Origin of the sequence: Microbacterium sp. RU1D, from assembly GCF_900156435.1 — a bacterium.
In the GTDB taxonomy this organism is placed as follows: Bacteria; Actinomycetota; Actinomycetes; order Actinomycetales; family Microbacteriaceae; genus Microbacterium.
In genome coordinates this window covers 285171-298883 of the sequence record NZ_FTPQ01000001.1, presented here as the reverse complement: position 1 = coordinate 298883, position 13713 = coordinate 285171, and the positions used below count along the sequence as shown (strand labels likewise).

Here is a 13713-nt window from a genome sequence, read left to right as displayed (position 1 = left end):
GACCGCGGGGATGACCACGTCACCTCACTGCTCGGTGATCGGTTCGTCCTTCTCGGCCGCGGGGTCGCCCTGACCCGGACCCGGACGAACGGCGGCGTCGTCGCGCACGTCGATGCGCGTCACGCCGTCGTGCTCGGTCACGTCGAAGCGGGGCGCGGCGTCCGCCTCGGTGGCCTTCGGGGCGCTCATGAGCTGGTCGTGGCGGTTCTCTTCGAAGCTCTTCTCGTCGCTCACGGTCGTCACTCCTTCTCGCCGGCCGAACGCCACGCGTCGGACTCCATGTGTGAGCCCGCCTGCGGGCCCATCTGCAGCATCCCGCCGTCGACCACCCAGCTCGCGCCCGTGACGTACGAACCCGAGGGCGAGGCGAGGAAGCGGATGACGTCGGCGATCTCCTCCGGCTTGCCGGGGCGACCGAGGGGGATGCCGGGGCGGTGGGTGCGATCGGCATCCTCGGCGGACATGTCGTTGATGGGCGTGGCGATCTCGCCCGGGGCGACGGCGTTCGCGGTGATTCCGTACTGACCGAGCTCGAGGGCCATCGTCTTGATGAGCCCGCCGACGCCGTGCTTCGCGGCGACGTAGGGGGCCGACCCGACGCGGGGCTGATGCTCGTGCACGCTCGAGACGACGATGAGGCGGCCGCCGTTGCCGGCCGCCACCATCCGCTTCGCCGCGGTGTGGAGGGCGAGGAACGCGCCGTCGAGGTTCAGGGAGATGTCGGTGCGCCACGTGTCGAAGTCGAGGTCGAGGAACGAGCCCCCGATCCCGCCGCCGGCGTTGTTGACGAACACGTCGAGGCCGCCGAGCTCGTCGGCCATGGCGTTCACGGCATCCGAGACCGCGTCGAAGTCGGTCGCGTCGAACTGCGCGACGATCGCGCGCACGCCGCGCTCGCGCACGGCTGCGGCGGTCTCCTCCGCGCCGTCCTTGTCGGAGTGGTAGGTGACCGCGACGTCGATCCCGGCGTCGGCGAGGGCGAGGGCGGTGGCCGCGCCGATGCCCGAGTCGGAGCCGGTGACGATCGCGTGGCGGGGGGTGAAGTCGTCGCTCATGCGGGCGACGCTACGCGCGGGTCGCCGCGGGGTCGGCGGCCTTGCCAGGGTCGCGCGCGGGCGTTACGGTCGCGCTTCGCCGCGGCGCCCCGTGCCGCACTCCGGAGAAATCGGTGTCCTCGGAGCGCGGGAGGCCGGAGCGGCTGCTCGAACGTCGAATTCTCCGGAGTTTGGCACGCCGCTGCCGCGCGCCCGCCCCGCGCGCCCGCCGGATACCCTGCCCTCATGCCGCCCCGCGCCCCCGCCGCCCCCGTGACCCTGGATGCCGTCGAACTGCGTGTCCTCCACATTCCGCTCGTGTCGCCCTTCACCACGTCGTTCGGCACTGAGACGGTGCGCGAGGTGATCATCGTGTCGGCCGAGACGTCCGACGGACGCGGCTGGGGAGAAGTGGTGACGCAGTCCGAACCGTCGTACTCGAGCGAGTACACGCAGGGCGCGTGGGACGTGCTCTCCCGCTTCCTCGTGCCGGCGCTGCTCGAGCGCCGCACGTTCGCGCCGGAAGAGGTCGCCGGCGTCCTGCGACCCGTCGTCGGGCACCGCATGGCCAAGGCCGGTCTCGAGCTCGCGGTGATCGACGCGGCGCTCCGCGCCGAGGGGCGCAGCTTCGGACAGTACCTCGGCGCCGAGAAGGACCGGGTGCCCTCGGGCGTCTCCGTCGGCATCCAGCGCGATCCGGCGGCGCTGGTCGAGGCCGTCGGCGGCTACCTCGACGAGGGCTACGTGCGCATCAAGATCAAGATCAAGCCCGGCCGCGACCTGGACGACACCGCGGCCGTCCGCGAGGCGTTCGGCGGCATCCCCCTGCAGGTGGATGCCAACTCCGCCTACACCCTCGCCGATGCGGACACGCTGGCGGAGCTCGACGCCTTCGACCTGCTGCTCATCGAGCAGCCCCTGCAGGAGGACGACCTCGTCGACCACGCGACCCTCGCGAAGCGTCTGCGCACACCCGTGTGCCTCGACGAGTCGATCGTCTCCGACAAGGCCGCCGCCGACGCGCTCGCGCTCGGCTCGGCGGCGATCATCAACATCAAGGCCGGCCGCGTCGGCGGCTACCTCGAGGCCGTGGCGATCCACGACCGGGCGCGCGCCGCGGGCATTCCCGTGTGGTGCGGCGGCATGCTCGAGACCGGAATCGGCCGCGCCGCCAACGCCGTTCTCGCCGCGCTCCCGGGGTTCTCGCTGCCCGGCGACATCTCGGCATCCGCCCGGTTCTACACGCAGGACATCGTGACCGAGCCGGCCGTGATCGAGGACGGGCACGTGCGCGTACCGACCGGCCCGGGCCTCGGCGTCGAGATCGATGCCGCGGCGCTCGAGCGCTTCACCGTGCGTCGCGAGCGGATCACCCGATGAGCGGCGGACGGTCAGGACTTTCGGAAACCGAGAGCGACGACGTGCCCTGGGGGCGGGCGCCCGTCGACGGCATTCCGCTCCCGCCGTTCGCCGACGCCGCGGAGCACGGCGCCTACGTGCGCGCTCTGCAGACGTTCCTTCTGATGCTCGATCGGGAGGAGCCGTCGGCCGCGACGATCGCGCTGGCCGCGGCCCTCGAGGCGGAGCTTCCACGAACCGCGCGCGAGGTGCCGGAGCGCCTGTCGCCGCTCGCACTTCGCGTGAGCCTGTCGACGTTCTTCCCGGCGCCCTGGACGCCCGAGGCGCTCGCCCTCGCCCTCGACGGCTTCGGGTACGGCGTTCCCTCCCGCGGTCGGATCGGCTGGGTCTGGGGAAGTGACCCCGATTACGCCGCGCGGCTCACCCGGCAGGGCTGGGAGATCGAGAGGCACGAACGCGGATCCCGCTCGCACGCGACCCTGCCGCACGAGGGCGACCTCGTGCTGCTGTGGATGGACATGTTCCGCAACCGCTTCCCCTACCCGATCGCGCACACGCCCGTGCCCTCCGTGCCCACGCCGGACGCGCTCACCGCCGCCGCGGAGGCGACCCTCGCCGCCCACGCGACGAACGTCGCGATGCCGTACCTGCAGAACTGGGTGCGCGAGCGGGACCGTGGCCGCGACGGCGGGCCGGGCGGGGCGGGATCGCTTCGATAAACTGGATGCCGCGCCCTCGCGCTCGATCCCCACACTTTTGCCGACCATTGGAGCCACCGTGGCCGAACAGTCCCGCCTCGACAAGGTCATCGCCCTCGCCCGCCACCGCGGGTTCGTCTTCCAGGCCGGTGAGATCTACGGCGGTTCGCGCTCCGCATGGGACTACGGCCCCCTCGGCACGGAGCTGAAGGAGAACATCCGTCGTCAGTGGTGGCAGACGTTCGTGCGCGGTCGCGGCGACATGGTGGGCCTGGACTCGAGCATCATCCTCCCCAAGCGCGTGTGGGAGGCGTCGGGCCACGTCGCCACCTTCACCGACCCGCTCGTGGAGTGCCTGAGCTGCCACAAGCGCTTCCGCGCCGACACCCTCATCGAGGATTTCGAGGCCCGCAAGAACCGCAAGGCCGAGAACGGTCTGGCCGACATCCCGTGCCCGAACTGCGGCACCAAGGGCCAGTACACCGAACCGAAGTCGTTCTCGGGCCTGGTCAAGACCTACCTCGGCGTCGTCGACGACGAGTCGGGCCTGTACTTCCTGCGCCCCGAGACCGCGCAGGGCATCTTCGTGAACTTCTCGAACGTGCTCACGGCATCCCGTCGGAAGCCCCCGTTCGGCGTCGGCCAGGTGGGCAAGGCGTTCCGCAACGAGATCACGCCGGGCAACTTCATCTTCCGCACGCGCGAGTTCGAGCAGATGGAGATCGAGTACTTCACCCCGCCCGCCGAGGCGAACGAGTGGTTCGAGCACTGGGTCGAGGCGTGCTGGAACTGGTTCATCGAGCTCGGCATCGACCCCGAGAACATGAAGCGCTTCGACGTTCCCGAAGACGACCGCGCGCACTACTCCGCCGGCACGATCGACGTCGAGTACCGCTTCGGCTTCCCGGGCAAGGAGTGGGGCGAGCTCATGGGCGTCGCCAACCGCACCGACTACGACCTGAAGAGCCACTCCGAGGCATCGGGCCAGTCGCTCACCTTCTTCGACCAGGCGTCGGGCGAGAAGTACACCCCGTACGTGATCGAGCCCTCGTTCGGTCTGACGCGCGCGATGATGGCGTTCCTCGTCGACGCGTACCGCGAAGAAGAGGTGCCCAACGCCAAGGGCGGCACCGACACCCGCACCGTGCTCAAGCTCGACCCGCGCCTCGCGCCCGTCAAGGTCGCCGTGCTGCCGCTCTCGCGCAACGAGCGCCTGTCGCCGCTGGCCCGCGAGACGGCCGACACGCTCCGCGCGGCCGGCTGGAACATCGACTTCGACGACGCCGGCGCGATCGGTCGCCGTTATCGCCGGCAGGACGAGATCGGCACCCCGTTCTGCGTGACGGTCGACTTCGACTCGCTCGACGACAACGCCGTGACCGTGCGCGACCGCGACACGATGGGCCAGGAGCGCATCGGCCTCGACGCCCTGCACGGCTACCTCGCGGAGCGCCTGCGCGGCGCCTGACGCCGTCGTCCGGACTCGGAAACACCCTCCGCGTCCCCTCCTGAGACGAAGCACGTCAAGACGTCTTTCCGAGACAGCCGACGCCCCGAGAATCCGGATCCGTTAAGTGTGGTGAGACCGCGGAAGGCACGTCTCAAAAAGCTGCTGCTTTTTGAGATGCCGCGTGAAGTCCGTGTCATCCCGACTGGCCGGGGCCGTCGGCGACGCAGTGCGGAAGAGCGGATGCCGTGCGCCTTCGGGGGTGGCGGCGGGTTGTCGCCACCCCCTGCGTATTCAGCCGGCACCGGCTCAGATGGCGAGTCGTCCGCAGACTCCACCGTTCGGAACGATTGCCTGGATGCGGGCAAGCTCATCGCTGGTGAGGACGAGATCCGCGGCCGCGGTGTTCTCCGCGACTCGGGTGATGCTGCGGGAGCCGCGGATTGGCGAGATGTCGTCCCCTTGCGCTACGAGCCGTGCCCGGGCGGGCTGCGAACTCATTTGTCACAGGAAGGTGACGACGACCTTGCCGCTCTCGCTTTCGGCAGTGGTGTGAGCGTCAACGATTGCCGTCAGGTTGAACTCGTGATCTACGCGGGGCACCCAAGAACCGGCCGCTCCGAGGGCGGCTGCACGGCGCAGGAGCTCGGAATCGTTGCGGGCGTTGGCCTGCACGGCGCCCAGTCGCGCCGCGCCCTGACTGTCGACAACGGTGACGACGCGAGAGGCGTCACCAACGATCGCGACGAGGTCCTCTAAAGAGTTCGACGGAGCGGAGTGCACCGCGGCGTCGACGCCGTTCGGCGCGAGTGCGGCGACCCGCTCCGCGAGGCCGGCGCCGTACGTCGTCGGGATGACGCCGATTTCGTGAAGGGCGGGATGGCTGCTCTCGCGTCCGGTCCCGATGACGGTGGCGCCGGCGGCTCTGGCGAAGGCCGCTACGGCGGTGCCGACAGCGCCGGAAGCGCCTTCGATCAGGAGCGTCGCGCCCGTCAGGTCGCCCAGTGCCTCGATCGCGGCGGCCGCGGTCGCGCCGGCAAGGCCTGCTGCAGCCGCCTGGGCGATCGACCACTTCTCCGGCACGGCACTCCATGCGGTCAGGACTGCGAACTCAGCGGTCGTGTCACTCACGCCGCCGAGCCCGAAGACGAGGTCACCAACCTCGGTGCCGGTCACTCCTGGTCCGACCTCGTCGACCACGCCAACGGCATCCCGGCCGGGGACGGCAGGGAGGTCAAGCGGCAAGAACTCGGCGAGTTGTCCGGCGCGGAGGAGAACGTCGATCGGATTGACGCTGGCGGCCCGGACTGCGATGCGGATCGCGCCGTCACCGGCGTGAGGTTCAGGAGCATCCTCGACGTTGAGGACGTCGGGGGCTCCGTAGGAGTGGAATCGGGCAGCTCGCATGACGGGGATCTCTCTTCTAGGATCGCAGCAGCTAATGCTTGCCACGGAAAGGAACCATAGCGCTGTCTAGTTTCCGCGGCAAGGGAATTAGACTGAGGACGTGCCCGACGACCGCCTGTCCCCGCAAGAAGACCGCACCTGGGCTCTACTGGTCGGGGTAATGATGTGGCTCCCCGCCGAACTCGACATCTGGCTCGAGGGGGCTGCTGATCTCAGCCACGCAGAGTTCGGCGTCCTGCGCTGTCTCTCCACGAGTGAGGATCGCGAGATCCACATGAGCCGGCTTGCAGCGACCGCGAGTGTCACCCCGTCGCATCTCTCGCGCATCGTCGGGCGACTCGAACGTCGGGGGCTCTTGAGCAGGAGTACGGACCCGGAAGATGCCCGGCGGACGCTCGCGCGGCTGACGGGGCCGGGAGCGGAGCTTCTGAACAAGGTGGAGCCCGGCTATGTGGCCGAGGTGCGCGCTCGTGTCTTCGGCCTGCTCGATGCTGATCAGAGGAACCAGCTCGAAGACCTGGCCGAAACGATCCTCACCCCGCTGCGCGGCGAATGCATCACGCTACTGCCACCGCGCTCTGCGCGTCCCTGATGGACGCCTGGCGCCTCGAGAGCGCCTGAGCGGCACCACAATCACCTCGGCCGAGAAAGCCGCGCAAACCTCTACCGTCACCAGCAGTTCAACGCGTCCCCGCGAAAGCGCAGCGATGTGGCGGGCAAGCGCGCTCGTCGTCGGCACCTCCGACACAAAGCGGTCACAGAACAGCGCCGCGAAGCTGCCAACTCCACAGATTTCGCGGAATCCGTATCGCCAGCCCGCCGGCCCCTGTCGTACCGGATAGCGATCCCCATTCGGACACCTATCGCATTGGACTTTTGCATCACATCAACCGCCCGAACTCCGGCACCTCATCTGAGACCTCACGGTTGGTGCGAAACCCATCGGTTTCGCACCAACCGGGGGCCCAGCAGCAGCGACGCTACATTCTGCAGTCAATCTCGCACCGAGTACCTTCGGGCGATTGACTTCGTGCCTGGGCCTAGAGCCCGACGGGGTCGGGCGACAGTCTCCACGTCACGAACGGCTGTTCGTCCGGTCCGACGCGCAACCGGCCCGTGGGGACCCAACCGCGTGCCTGGTAGAAGCGCTGTGCACGTTCGTTGCCTTGCCATACCTCGAGTTCGGCTTCTCGCCCACCCAGCGATCGACCGAACTGGATGTAGAGCGTGGAGCCTATTCCCTGTCCGATCCGCTCGGGGTCCACATATAGCCCGACGAGCTCGACGGGTTCCGTTTCTTCCGGCGGGACGCGGAAATGGATGAAGCCGGCCATACCTGTAGGCGTGTCGACCACGAAAGTCTGTCGGTACGGTTCCGCTAGGAACCGTGTCCACATATTCAAGCGACTCCGCTCGGCGTCGCTATTCCGAAGCGACTCACCGTAGTAGAAGGCTCGTGAGGCCGCATGGAGAGCCGTGATGGTCTCAGCGTCCTCCCGTCTTGAGGGCCGGACAGAAGGCGTCATCCAGAAATTCAACCATCACCCGAACTTGGCTCTCTGTCACGCGATACGTGATGCAAAACCGATGGGTTTCGCACCATCTGAGCGCGAGATGACGCGCTCAGCCCAGGAGTGAGCTCTGCTCGGTGCTGGACTCCGAAGGTTCGGGGACGACGTGCAGGCCTGTGGGCTGTTTGCGGTGTGCATGAGGGATTCGAGCCACGCGCGATTGACGGCGGGCGCCCGGCCGCCACTGAACTTGAACCTGCACGATGCCCCGCGGTGTACCCATACCGCGGTGCGGCCACCGCCGACGGACTGGTCCTCCTTCCACGTCAGGTAGAAGGGCTCACCGCGGCGGAGCTTGTTGCCGATGACGATCTGGAGATGTGCCAGGAGTCGGTCCTCGAAGTCGACTCGCACTTGTTCGTTTCCCGTCCCCCGCGCAGTCTCGGTGGCCTCCGTCTAGGCGGCGTCGGCTTCGGCCATTAGTTCGCGTACGAGTGGTGCGACCTTGGTGCCGTAGAGCTCAATGCTGCTCATGAGTTGGTCGTGGCGTACCGGTCCGTTGCTGTAGCGCAGGTCGAAACGGGTCGCGCCGAGCGCGCGCAGGTTGTGGACGATCTTGCGGGCGACCGTCTCGGGTGAGCCGATGTAGAGCGCGCCTTCGGGGCCGACGCCGTGCAAGTATTGCGCGCGGGTGGCGGGCGGCCAGCCTCGTTCCTTCCCGGCTTTCTCCATGAAGGCCATGTGATGCGGGTAGATGGTCTCGATCGCCTCCTCGTCCGTTTCGGCGATGTACCCCGAGGAGTGGATGGCGATCGGCTGCGGCGCCTTGCCGAACTGGTCGAGTGCTCGCCGGTAGAGATCGGCGTGGCCGGCGAAGTTCGCCGGCTTGCCGCCGATGATGGCGATCATGAGGGGCAGCCCGTAGTGGGCGGCGCGGACGACCGATTCGGGTGAGCCGCCGACGCCGACCCAGGTTTTCAGGGTGCCACTTTCGGGGCGCGGGTACACCCACTGGTTCTCCAGGGGACTGCGCTTTGTGCCGCTCCACGTGACGGGGGCGTCTTTGAGCAGTTCTGCGAAGAGCTGGATTTTTTCCTCGAAGAGGATTTCGTAGTCGGAGAGGCTGTAGCCGAAGAGGGGGAAGGACTCGGTGAATGATCCTCGCCCGAGGACGACTTCAGCCCGGCCATTGCTGAGGGCGTCGAGGGTGGCGAAGCGCTCGTAGACGCGGACGGGGTCGTCGCTGCTGAGGACGGTCACGGCCGAACCCAGCTTGATGTGCTGGGTCCGGGCCGCAATGGCCGCGATGACGACTTCCGGGGCGCTGACGCCGAATTCGACGCGGTGGTGCTCGCCGATGCCGAAGAAGTCGAGGCCGAGCTGGTCGGCGAGGACCGCCTCTTCGACGACGTCGCGGATGGACTGGGCGTGGGAGACGAGGGTGCCGTCAGCCGTGGCCGTCACGTCGCCGAACGTGTCGAGACCGAGCTCGAGCGGGTGGTCCATGATGCTTCCTCTTGGTGGCGAGTTAGTAGGCGACGGAGAACCGCTGGCGGGAGTGCTGGGGCTGCTCGATTTCATCGACGAACGCGATGGCGTAGTCGGCTCCGGAGATGTCCGACTGGCCCTCGTCGTCGGCGAGGAGAACGTCGCCGCCAAGGCGGAAATGCCCGGTCCGCTCACCCGGTGCCCACGCGCCGAATCCACCCGCGGGGCTGAGGTAAAACCAGTCGAGGTCTCCCGTCGAGGAGCGCAGCGCGTCGAGAACGGCTGCGTGCTGGCGCGCCTCGGGGCGGTATGCCTCGGGGAACTGGTCGAGGTCCATGACCTGCGGGCCGCCCTCGTAAGCAAACAGAGATCCTGCTCCGCCCACGACGGCGAGTCGGGCGCCGGCCGACACGACCGCGTCAACAACTGCGGGGATCGAGTCGATCAGGGCCGGGCCACCCTGCTCGGCAGTCTGCGCGGGCAGGGCCACGACGACGACGTCGGCACCGGTCACCGCTTCACGGACGAAGTCGGCATCGTGAAGCGAACCGGTAGCGAACGAGATGTCTGCCGGTGCGTGCGCGGGCTGGTGGCGGGCAATGCCAGCGACGGAGTGACCGCGGGAGGTGAGCTCGGTGGCGATATGACCGCCGGCGTAACCGGTGGCGCCGAAGATGACGATACGGGACATGAAGTGCTTCTTTCTGTGGGAGTGAGGTGGGGTCTGATGGGTTGCGTCTGTTACGGGACCGACGAGGTTCGGGGCGTCACACGAAGGCCACGAAGCCGAGGACGGCGACGACGATCGACAGGAGGGTGAGGATCGCTGGGGCCACGACGGATTCCTTGCGGCGGGCGTGCACGACGACGGCACCGAGCATGAGGGCAGCGAGAGCGACCGCGGCGATGGGGGTCAGGATCGGAGCGATTCCCGTCGTCAGCGGAAGGATTAGGCCCAGCGCGCCGATGACCTCGAGGAGGGCGATGGTCTTGATCGAAGGGGAGGTGAAGTCCGCCGCCCACGGCATCCCACTGTCGATGAGGGCACTACGGGGCTTGGTGAGCTTCATGACCCCGGCGCCGAGGTAGGCGACGGTGAGGAGGATGGTAATGATCCAGAGTGCGATGAGCACGGGCGTGTTCCTGTTCCGAGATGACGAGTAGTTGCGAGAGAGGGCGGGCGTTCAGGGGCAACCGGAGCCAGACCGGCCCTGCAGGTGCTGACGCAGGGCTGTGGTCGCTGTGTGCATTGCCTCGAGTTGTTCCGGCGTGAAGGCGTCGATGAACACCTCACGCACAACGCGAAGGTGCGAGGCGGAACTCTTGCGGAACAGTGCCGCGCCGTCCGCGGTCAACTCGACGGCGGCGCCCCGAGCGTCGCCGTCAACGCGCTGACGGGCAAGGAGCCCGCGCTCTTCCATGCGCCGAAGATGGTGCGAGAGCCGGCTGCGTTCCCAACCGACGACGTCAGCCAGTTCGGATGACCGCAGTCGTCGATCGGGTGCTTCGCTGAGCGCGAGGAGGACCCCATAGTCGCCGGGCGTGATGCCCGACGTGGCCTGGAAATCCGCCGCCAAAGAACGCTTCACGGCCTCTGACGTCTCGACGTAATCGCGCCACACGGTGAGCTCGTCCTGGTTGGGCGAACGGCGTTTGCGGGCAGCCCCGGCGCGGTCTGTCACGGTTTCCTCTTCCTGTCGGTTAGTAATGTACGCGTCAACTGTTGATGTGTCAACCACATGCTATTTGTCGGTCTTGTAAAGGCTATGGAGACCTCTCCTGGCTCCCCGTCTAGTCGAGAGCGGGGCGTCAGGGCCACGTCCACTGATGCGCGCTGAGACGCGTGATCTGCGCCAAGGCTTCACCTTCAGTCGCAGGGCGCGACGTTGACACGTGCATCTGACCTCGCGATAATTGATGTATCAACTACTTACGGGGTTCTTCGTCAGTCTCCGGCGTAACGATGGACGTGCGCCCGGCATCTGTTCTCGTCATCGGTGGGGGGCAAGCCGGGCTCTCGGCCGCTTACCACCTGCAACGGCGCGGTATGTCATCTGCTCTGGACGACTCGGCGCGAGGGCGGACGTTCGCTGTCCTCGACGCGGGCGATCGCCCAGGAGGTGCGTGGGTGCATCGGTGGGACACACTCCGAATGTCGACCGTGAACGGAATCTTTGCCCTCCCCGGCATGCCGGTACCGACGATCGATCCCGACGAGTCCAGCAACACGGCCGTGCCTCGCTACTTCGGCTCGTACGAAGCAGAGCAACGACTCCCCATCCTCCGGCCACGCACCGTTCAAGACGTTGTTTCGCTAAGCGATAGCCCGGGGGCCCCGTTGCGCGTGACGACAGATAAGGAGACCTGGCAGGTCGAGGCGATCATCAACGCCACTGGCACCTGGGACAACCCCGTCACCCCCGATTTTCCCGGCCGCGCCTCGTTCCTGGGCCGTCAGCTGCACACCCGGGACTATGCGCAAGCTTCGGAGTTCGCCGGTCAACGGGTGGCGGTGGTGGGCGGCGGTATCTCGGCGGTCCAGATCCTCGAAGAGATAAGCCGCACCGCCGAGACCTTTTGGTACACCCGACGTCGGCCTGTGTTCCTCGAACACGAATTTGCTCATGAGAGAGAAGGCGTCGATGTCGAACGGCGAGTCGGTAGCGACGCCGCGAAGGGGATACCTCCGCGAAGCGTGGTCTCCTACACGGGGCTCGGTTGGACGAGCTACGCGGTAGCGGCCCGTGAGCGCGGTGTACTCGACCCCCGCCCCATGTTCACGGCCGTCAGTGCACACCACCTAAGCGAAGCAGACGGGACCTCCACCGCTGTCGACGCCATCGTTTGGGCGACGGGGTTTCGGCCATCGTTGGCTCATCTCGCCCACCTCGACCTGTACGGCCCACTCGGGGGGATCCCCGTCGTGGGCACACAAGCAGCCCGCGACCCTCGCATTCACCTCATCGGCTACGGACCCTCACAGTCGACCATCGGTGCGAATCGGGCAGGCCGCGCTGCGGCAGTAGCCCTCACCACCCCGACATAACGGGGTTCAGCGTCCACCGAACAACTTGCCACGACGATCCCACCAGTCAACTCGGTACGGGGCTCCGGGTGAGGCAAAGCCGATCTGTTTCGCACCACGCTCGAGCCCGTCCACGAGATGCCGGAAATCCGCCGACCGCCGCGGTGCAATGTCAGGGGGTTGAACCCGCGGCGGCTTTTGCATCCTCCGCGAGGCGTTCGCGCCGCTGTCGGTTCAGCTTGGGAGCAAGGAGCGCGACGGTAATAGCGCCGATGAGGCCGGGTGCGAGCAGCAACAGGAACAGCGGCAAGTTCTCCATCCCTTGACGGTACGAGAGCGGGCTCGTGTGCACCTCCCCCAACAGGTGGAGGTGAGTCCCCGCCGCGGGGCGGACACCCACCTATCAGTCGCTGAGGGCCTCGGAAGGCGAGGGTTGTTCGGCGGTTGCGGTGCCGGAAGAGAGTGGTGGTGGCGCCGCCGACCCATACGGTGCCGTCCAGTCAGCGGTGATGGTGATGTGTCCAGCGCGGCCGAGCTTTCATCCTTGGGCGACGGTGTAGCCGTGCTTGGCTTCCCCAGTGTGAGCAAGATTCGGGTGGCCGTCTAACGGTGGTGCGAAGCAGATCGGCTTGCCCAGTAGAGCGCAGCTTCAACGTCACTCACAAGCCGCGTGGACAAGCTGCGTCAACTCCGAGACGGATTGGTCACCGCGCGGCGGAGTGCTGACCAGCGCATTCGTTCGTCTTCTGCTGGAGGAACGTGCACAGGTCGGCCACGCCGTCCAGCTCGCGACACAAGTCATGAAGCTCTTGAGGAGTGAGCTCAGTGATCTCAGGCTGCGCCTCGATGGTGACGCGCCACTCTGGTGCGCCGGTCGTGACAGGTCGAATGAAAACGGAGGTCGTCGCGTTGCGCAGCGGGAAAATTACGAGGCCGCTGTCGCGCCCATCGGTAGGTTCCTGATCCGCGACATAGGGTGCGGCGACAGCATTGTCACGCACCGCGGCGAACTCACGCAACCAATCCTGCAACGCTTCCTTGCTGCTAAACGGCACCACCTACCACCCTTGGACGTGCGCTACCAGCTGAGCTACTTCGTCCACCGCATGGGCCGCACCATCAAGCGCAAAGCCGGTCTTGTCGCGGGCGGCGTCATGGAGAAACTGACTACATGGGCAAATTTATCTATCGCGAGCAGGTGCGCGCAGACTTCGAAGACCGCCTCCTCGCGCACCTTTAAATCGTGATCGGCAACAAGCTACGCCGAGGGGAACCGTTCTACTTCTCCGGCGAACCTTCCGGCCTCACTTGAGAGGAAACGTCCAATGCGCCGTTGGACATGTAGAGCGGTGCTGCATCTCTAGAACGATGCGCGTCGGAGGCGTCGGCGCTGGCCGAGTCATGTTGGGCCTGGAAGGCGATGTAGACGTTCGGTCCGTAGACGGTGCTAGTTCAGATCGTCTTCCAGGCGAGCCCCCCGCGCCCGTGAATCAGATCGTCCAAAGATTTTTGGGACGTGCGTGTTGGGCCGCGGCGGGTGACCATCGGCGTGGAGTAAATGGCGGAGCGCTCAATTATGGGATAGAGGTCGAGATACTCTCGGCCCACATTTTGGCCCGCATATGCCACTAGCGGATGCCACGATCCCGCGGGGTCATGGCATCCGGTCTCCGTCGTTTTCGGGGCGTCGCCCGTCTCGTCTCGAGACGGCGCCCGGCTGACGATTCGTGGTCCGGCGCTCGTC

The 13713-nt window shown here is 67.0% G+C and carries 15 protein-coding genes; 5 read left to right on the top strand and 10 right to left on the bottom strand.

Annotation, left to right across the window (positions count from 1 at the left end):
* Positions 1-24: 24 nt before the first annotated feature.
* Positions 25-234: a multidrug transporter gene (locus tag B0B15_RS01335; RefSeq protein ID WP_076675063.1), complete on the bottom strand. Its 210-nt coding sequence runs from the start codon at positions 232-234 to the stop codon at positions 25-27.
* A gap of 5 nt (positions 235-239) precedes the next feature.
* Entirely contained in the window at positions 240-1055 is an 816-nt protein-coding gene (locus tag B0B15_RS01330) for an SDR family oxidoreductase (RefSeq protein WP_076672939.1), read from the bottom strand.
* A gap of 225 nt (positions 1056-1280) precedes the next feature.
* Here B0B15_RS01330 and menC point away from each other — a divergent pair, with 225 nt between their 5' ends.
* Genes menC through B0B15_RS01315 form a run of 3 tightly spaced genes read left to right on the top strand, consistent with a single transcriptional unit; the run spans position 1281 to position 4559 of the window.
* Complete coding sequence (gene menC, locus B0B15_RS01325; protein WP_076672938.1) at positions 1281-2414, top strand: o-succinylbenzoate synthase; 1134 nt, start codon at positions 1281-1283, stop codon at positions 2412-2414.
* A complete protein-coding gene (locus tag B0B15_RS01320) occupies positions 2411-3112 on the top strand; it encodes a hypothetical protein (RefSeq protein ID WP_076672937.1) in 702 nt (233 codons plus the stop codon). Before menC ends, B0B15_RS01320 begins: the two co-directional genes overlap by 4 nt.
* A 58-nt stretch (positions 3113-3170) precedes the next feature.
* Entirely contained in the window at positions 3171-4559 is a 1389-nt protein-coding gene (locus B0B15_RS01315; RefSeq protein WP_076672936.1) for a glycine--tRNA ligase, read from the top strand.
* 483 nt (positions 4560-5042) lie between these two features.
* On the opposite strand, the gene B0B15_RS01310 is transcribed toward B0B15_RS01315, so the two are convergent.
* Positions 5043-5945 (bottom strand): alcohol dehydrogenase catalytic domain-containing protein, encoded by a 903-nt coding sequence (locus B0B15_RS01310; protein ID WP_076672935.1) that lies wholly within the window; start codon positions 5943-5945, stop codon positions 5043-5045.
* 100 nt (positions 5946-6045) lie between these two features.
* Here B0B15_RS01310 and B0B15_RS01305 point away from each other — a divergent pair, with 100 nt between their 5' ends.
* The gene (locus tag B0B15_RS01305; RefSeq protein ID WP_076672934.1) at positions 6046-6537 is read left to right on the top strand and encodes a MarR family winged helix-turn-helix transcriptional regulator; all 492 of its coding nucleotides are present in this window, start codon (positions 6046-6048) and stop codon (positions 6535-6537) included.
* Between the two features lie 448 nt (positions 6538-6985).
* Here the strand turns inward: B0B15_RS01305 and B0B15_RS01300 are convergent, their stop codons facing one another.
* The 5 genes from B0B15_RS01300 to B0B15_RS01275 form a co-directional block, all read right to left on the bottom strand.
* Positions 6986-7471: a GNAT family N-acetyltransferase gene (locus B0B15_RS01300; RefSeq protein ID WP_076672933.1), complete on the bottom strand. Its 486-nt coding sequence runs from the start codon at positions 7469-7471 to the stop codon at positions 6986-6988.
* Between the two features lie 441 nt (positions 7472-7912).
* Complete coding sequence (locus tag B0B15_RS01290; protein ID WP_076672932.1) at positions 7913-8962, bottom strand: LLM class flavin-dependent oxidoreductase; 1050 nt, start codon at positions 8960-8962, stop codon at positions 7913-7915.
* Between the two features lie 22 nt (positions 8963-8984).
* Positions 8985-9635: an NAD(P)-dependent oxidoreductase gene (locus tag B0B15_RS01285; RefSeq protein ID WP_076672931.1), complete on the bottom strand. Its 651-nt coding sequence runs from the start codon at positions 9633-9635 to the stop codon at positions 8985-8987.
* Positions 9636-9711: 76 nt separating this feature from the next.
* Positions 9712-10077: a DoxX family protein gene (locus B0B15_RS01280; RefSeq protein ID WP_076672930.1), complete on the bottom strand. Its 366-nt coding sequence runs from the start codon at positions 10075-10077 to the stop codon at positions 9712-9714.
* Between the two features lie 51 nt (positions 10078-10128).
* Positions 10129-10626, bottom strand: coding sequence for a MarR family winged helix-turn-helix transcriptional regulator (locus B0B15_RS01275; protein ID WP_076672929.1), 498 nt, complete (start codon positions 10624-10626; stop codon positions 10129-10131).
* A 281-nt stretch (positions 10627-10907) separates the two neighbouring features.
* Between B0B15_RS01275 and B0B15_RS01270 the strand changes: the two genes are divergently transcribed.
* Positions 10908-11990 carry an NAD(P)-binding domain-containing protein gene (locus B0B15_RS01270; RefSeq protein ID WP_076672928.1) on the top strand — a complete coding sequence of 361 codons (1083 nt, stop codon included), beginning with the start codon at positions 10908-10910 and terminating at the stop codon, positions 11988-11990.
* Between the two features lie 151 nt (positions 11991-12141).
* Here B0B15_RS01270 and B0B15_RS16375 read toward each other — a convergent pair whose 3' ends face one another.
* Both B0B15_RS16375 and B0B15_RS01260 read right to left on the bottom strand, forming a co-directional pair.
* A complete protein-coding gene (locus B0B15_RS16375; protein WP_176776536.1) occupies positions 12142-12288 on the bottom strand; it encodes a hypothetical protein in 147 nt (48 codons plus the stop codon).
* Between the two features lie 385 nt (positions 12289-12673).
* The gene (locus B0B15_RS01260) at positions 12674-13024 is read right to left on the bottom strand and encodes a hypothetical protein (protein ID WP_076672926.1); all 351 of its coding nucleotides are present in this window, start codon (positions 13022-13024) and stop codon (positions 12674-12676) included.
* Positions 13025-13713 lie beyond the last annotated feature (689 nt).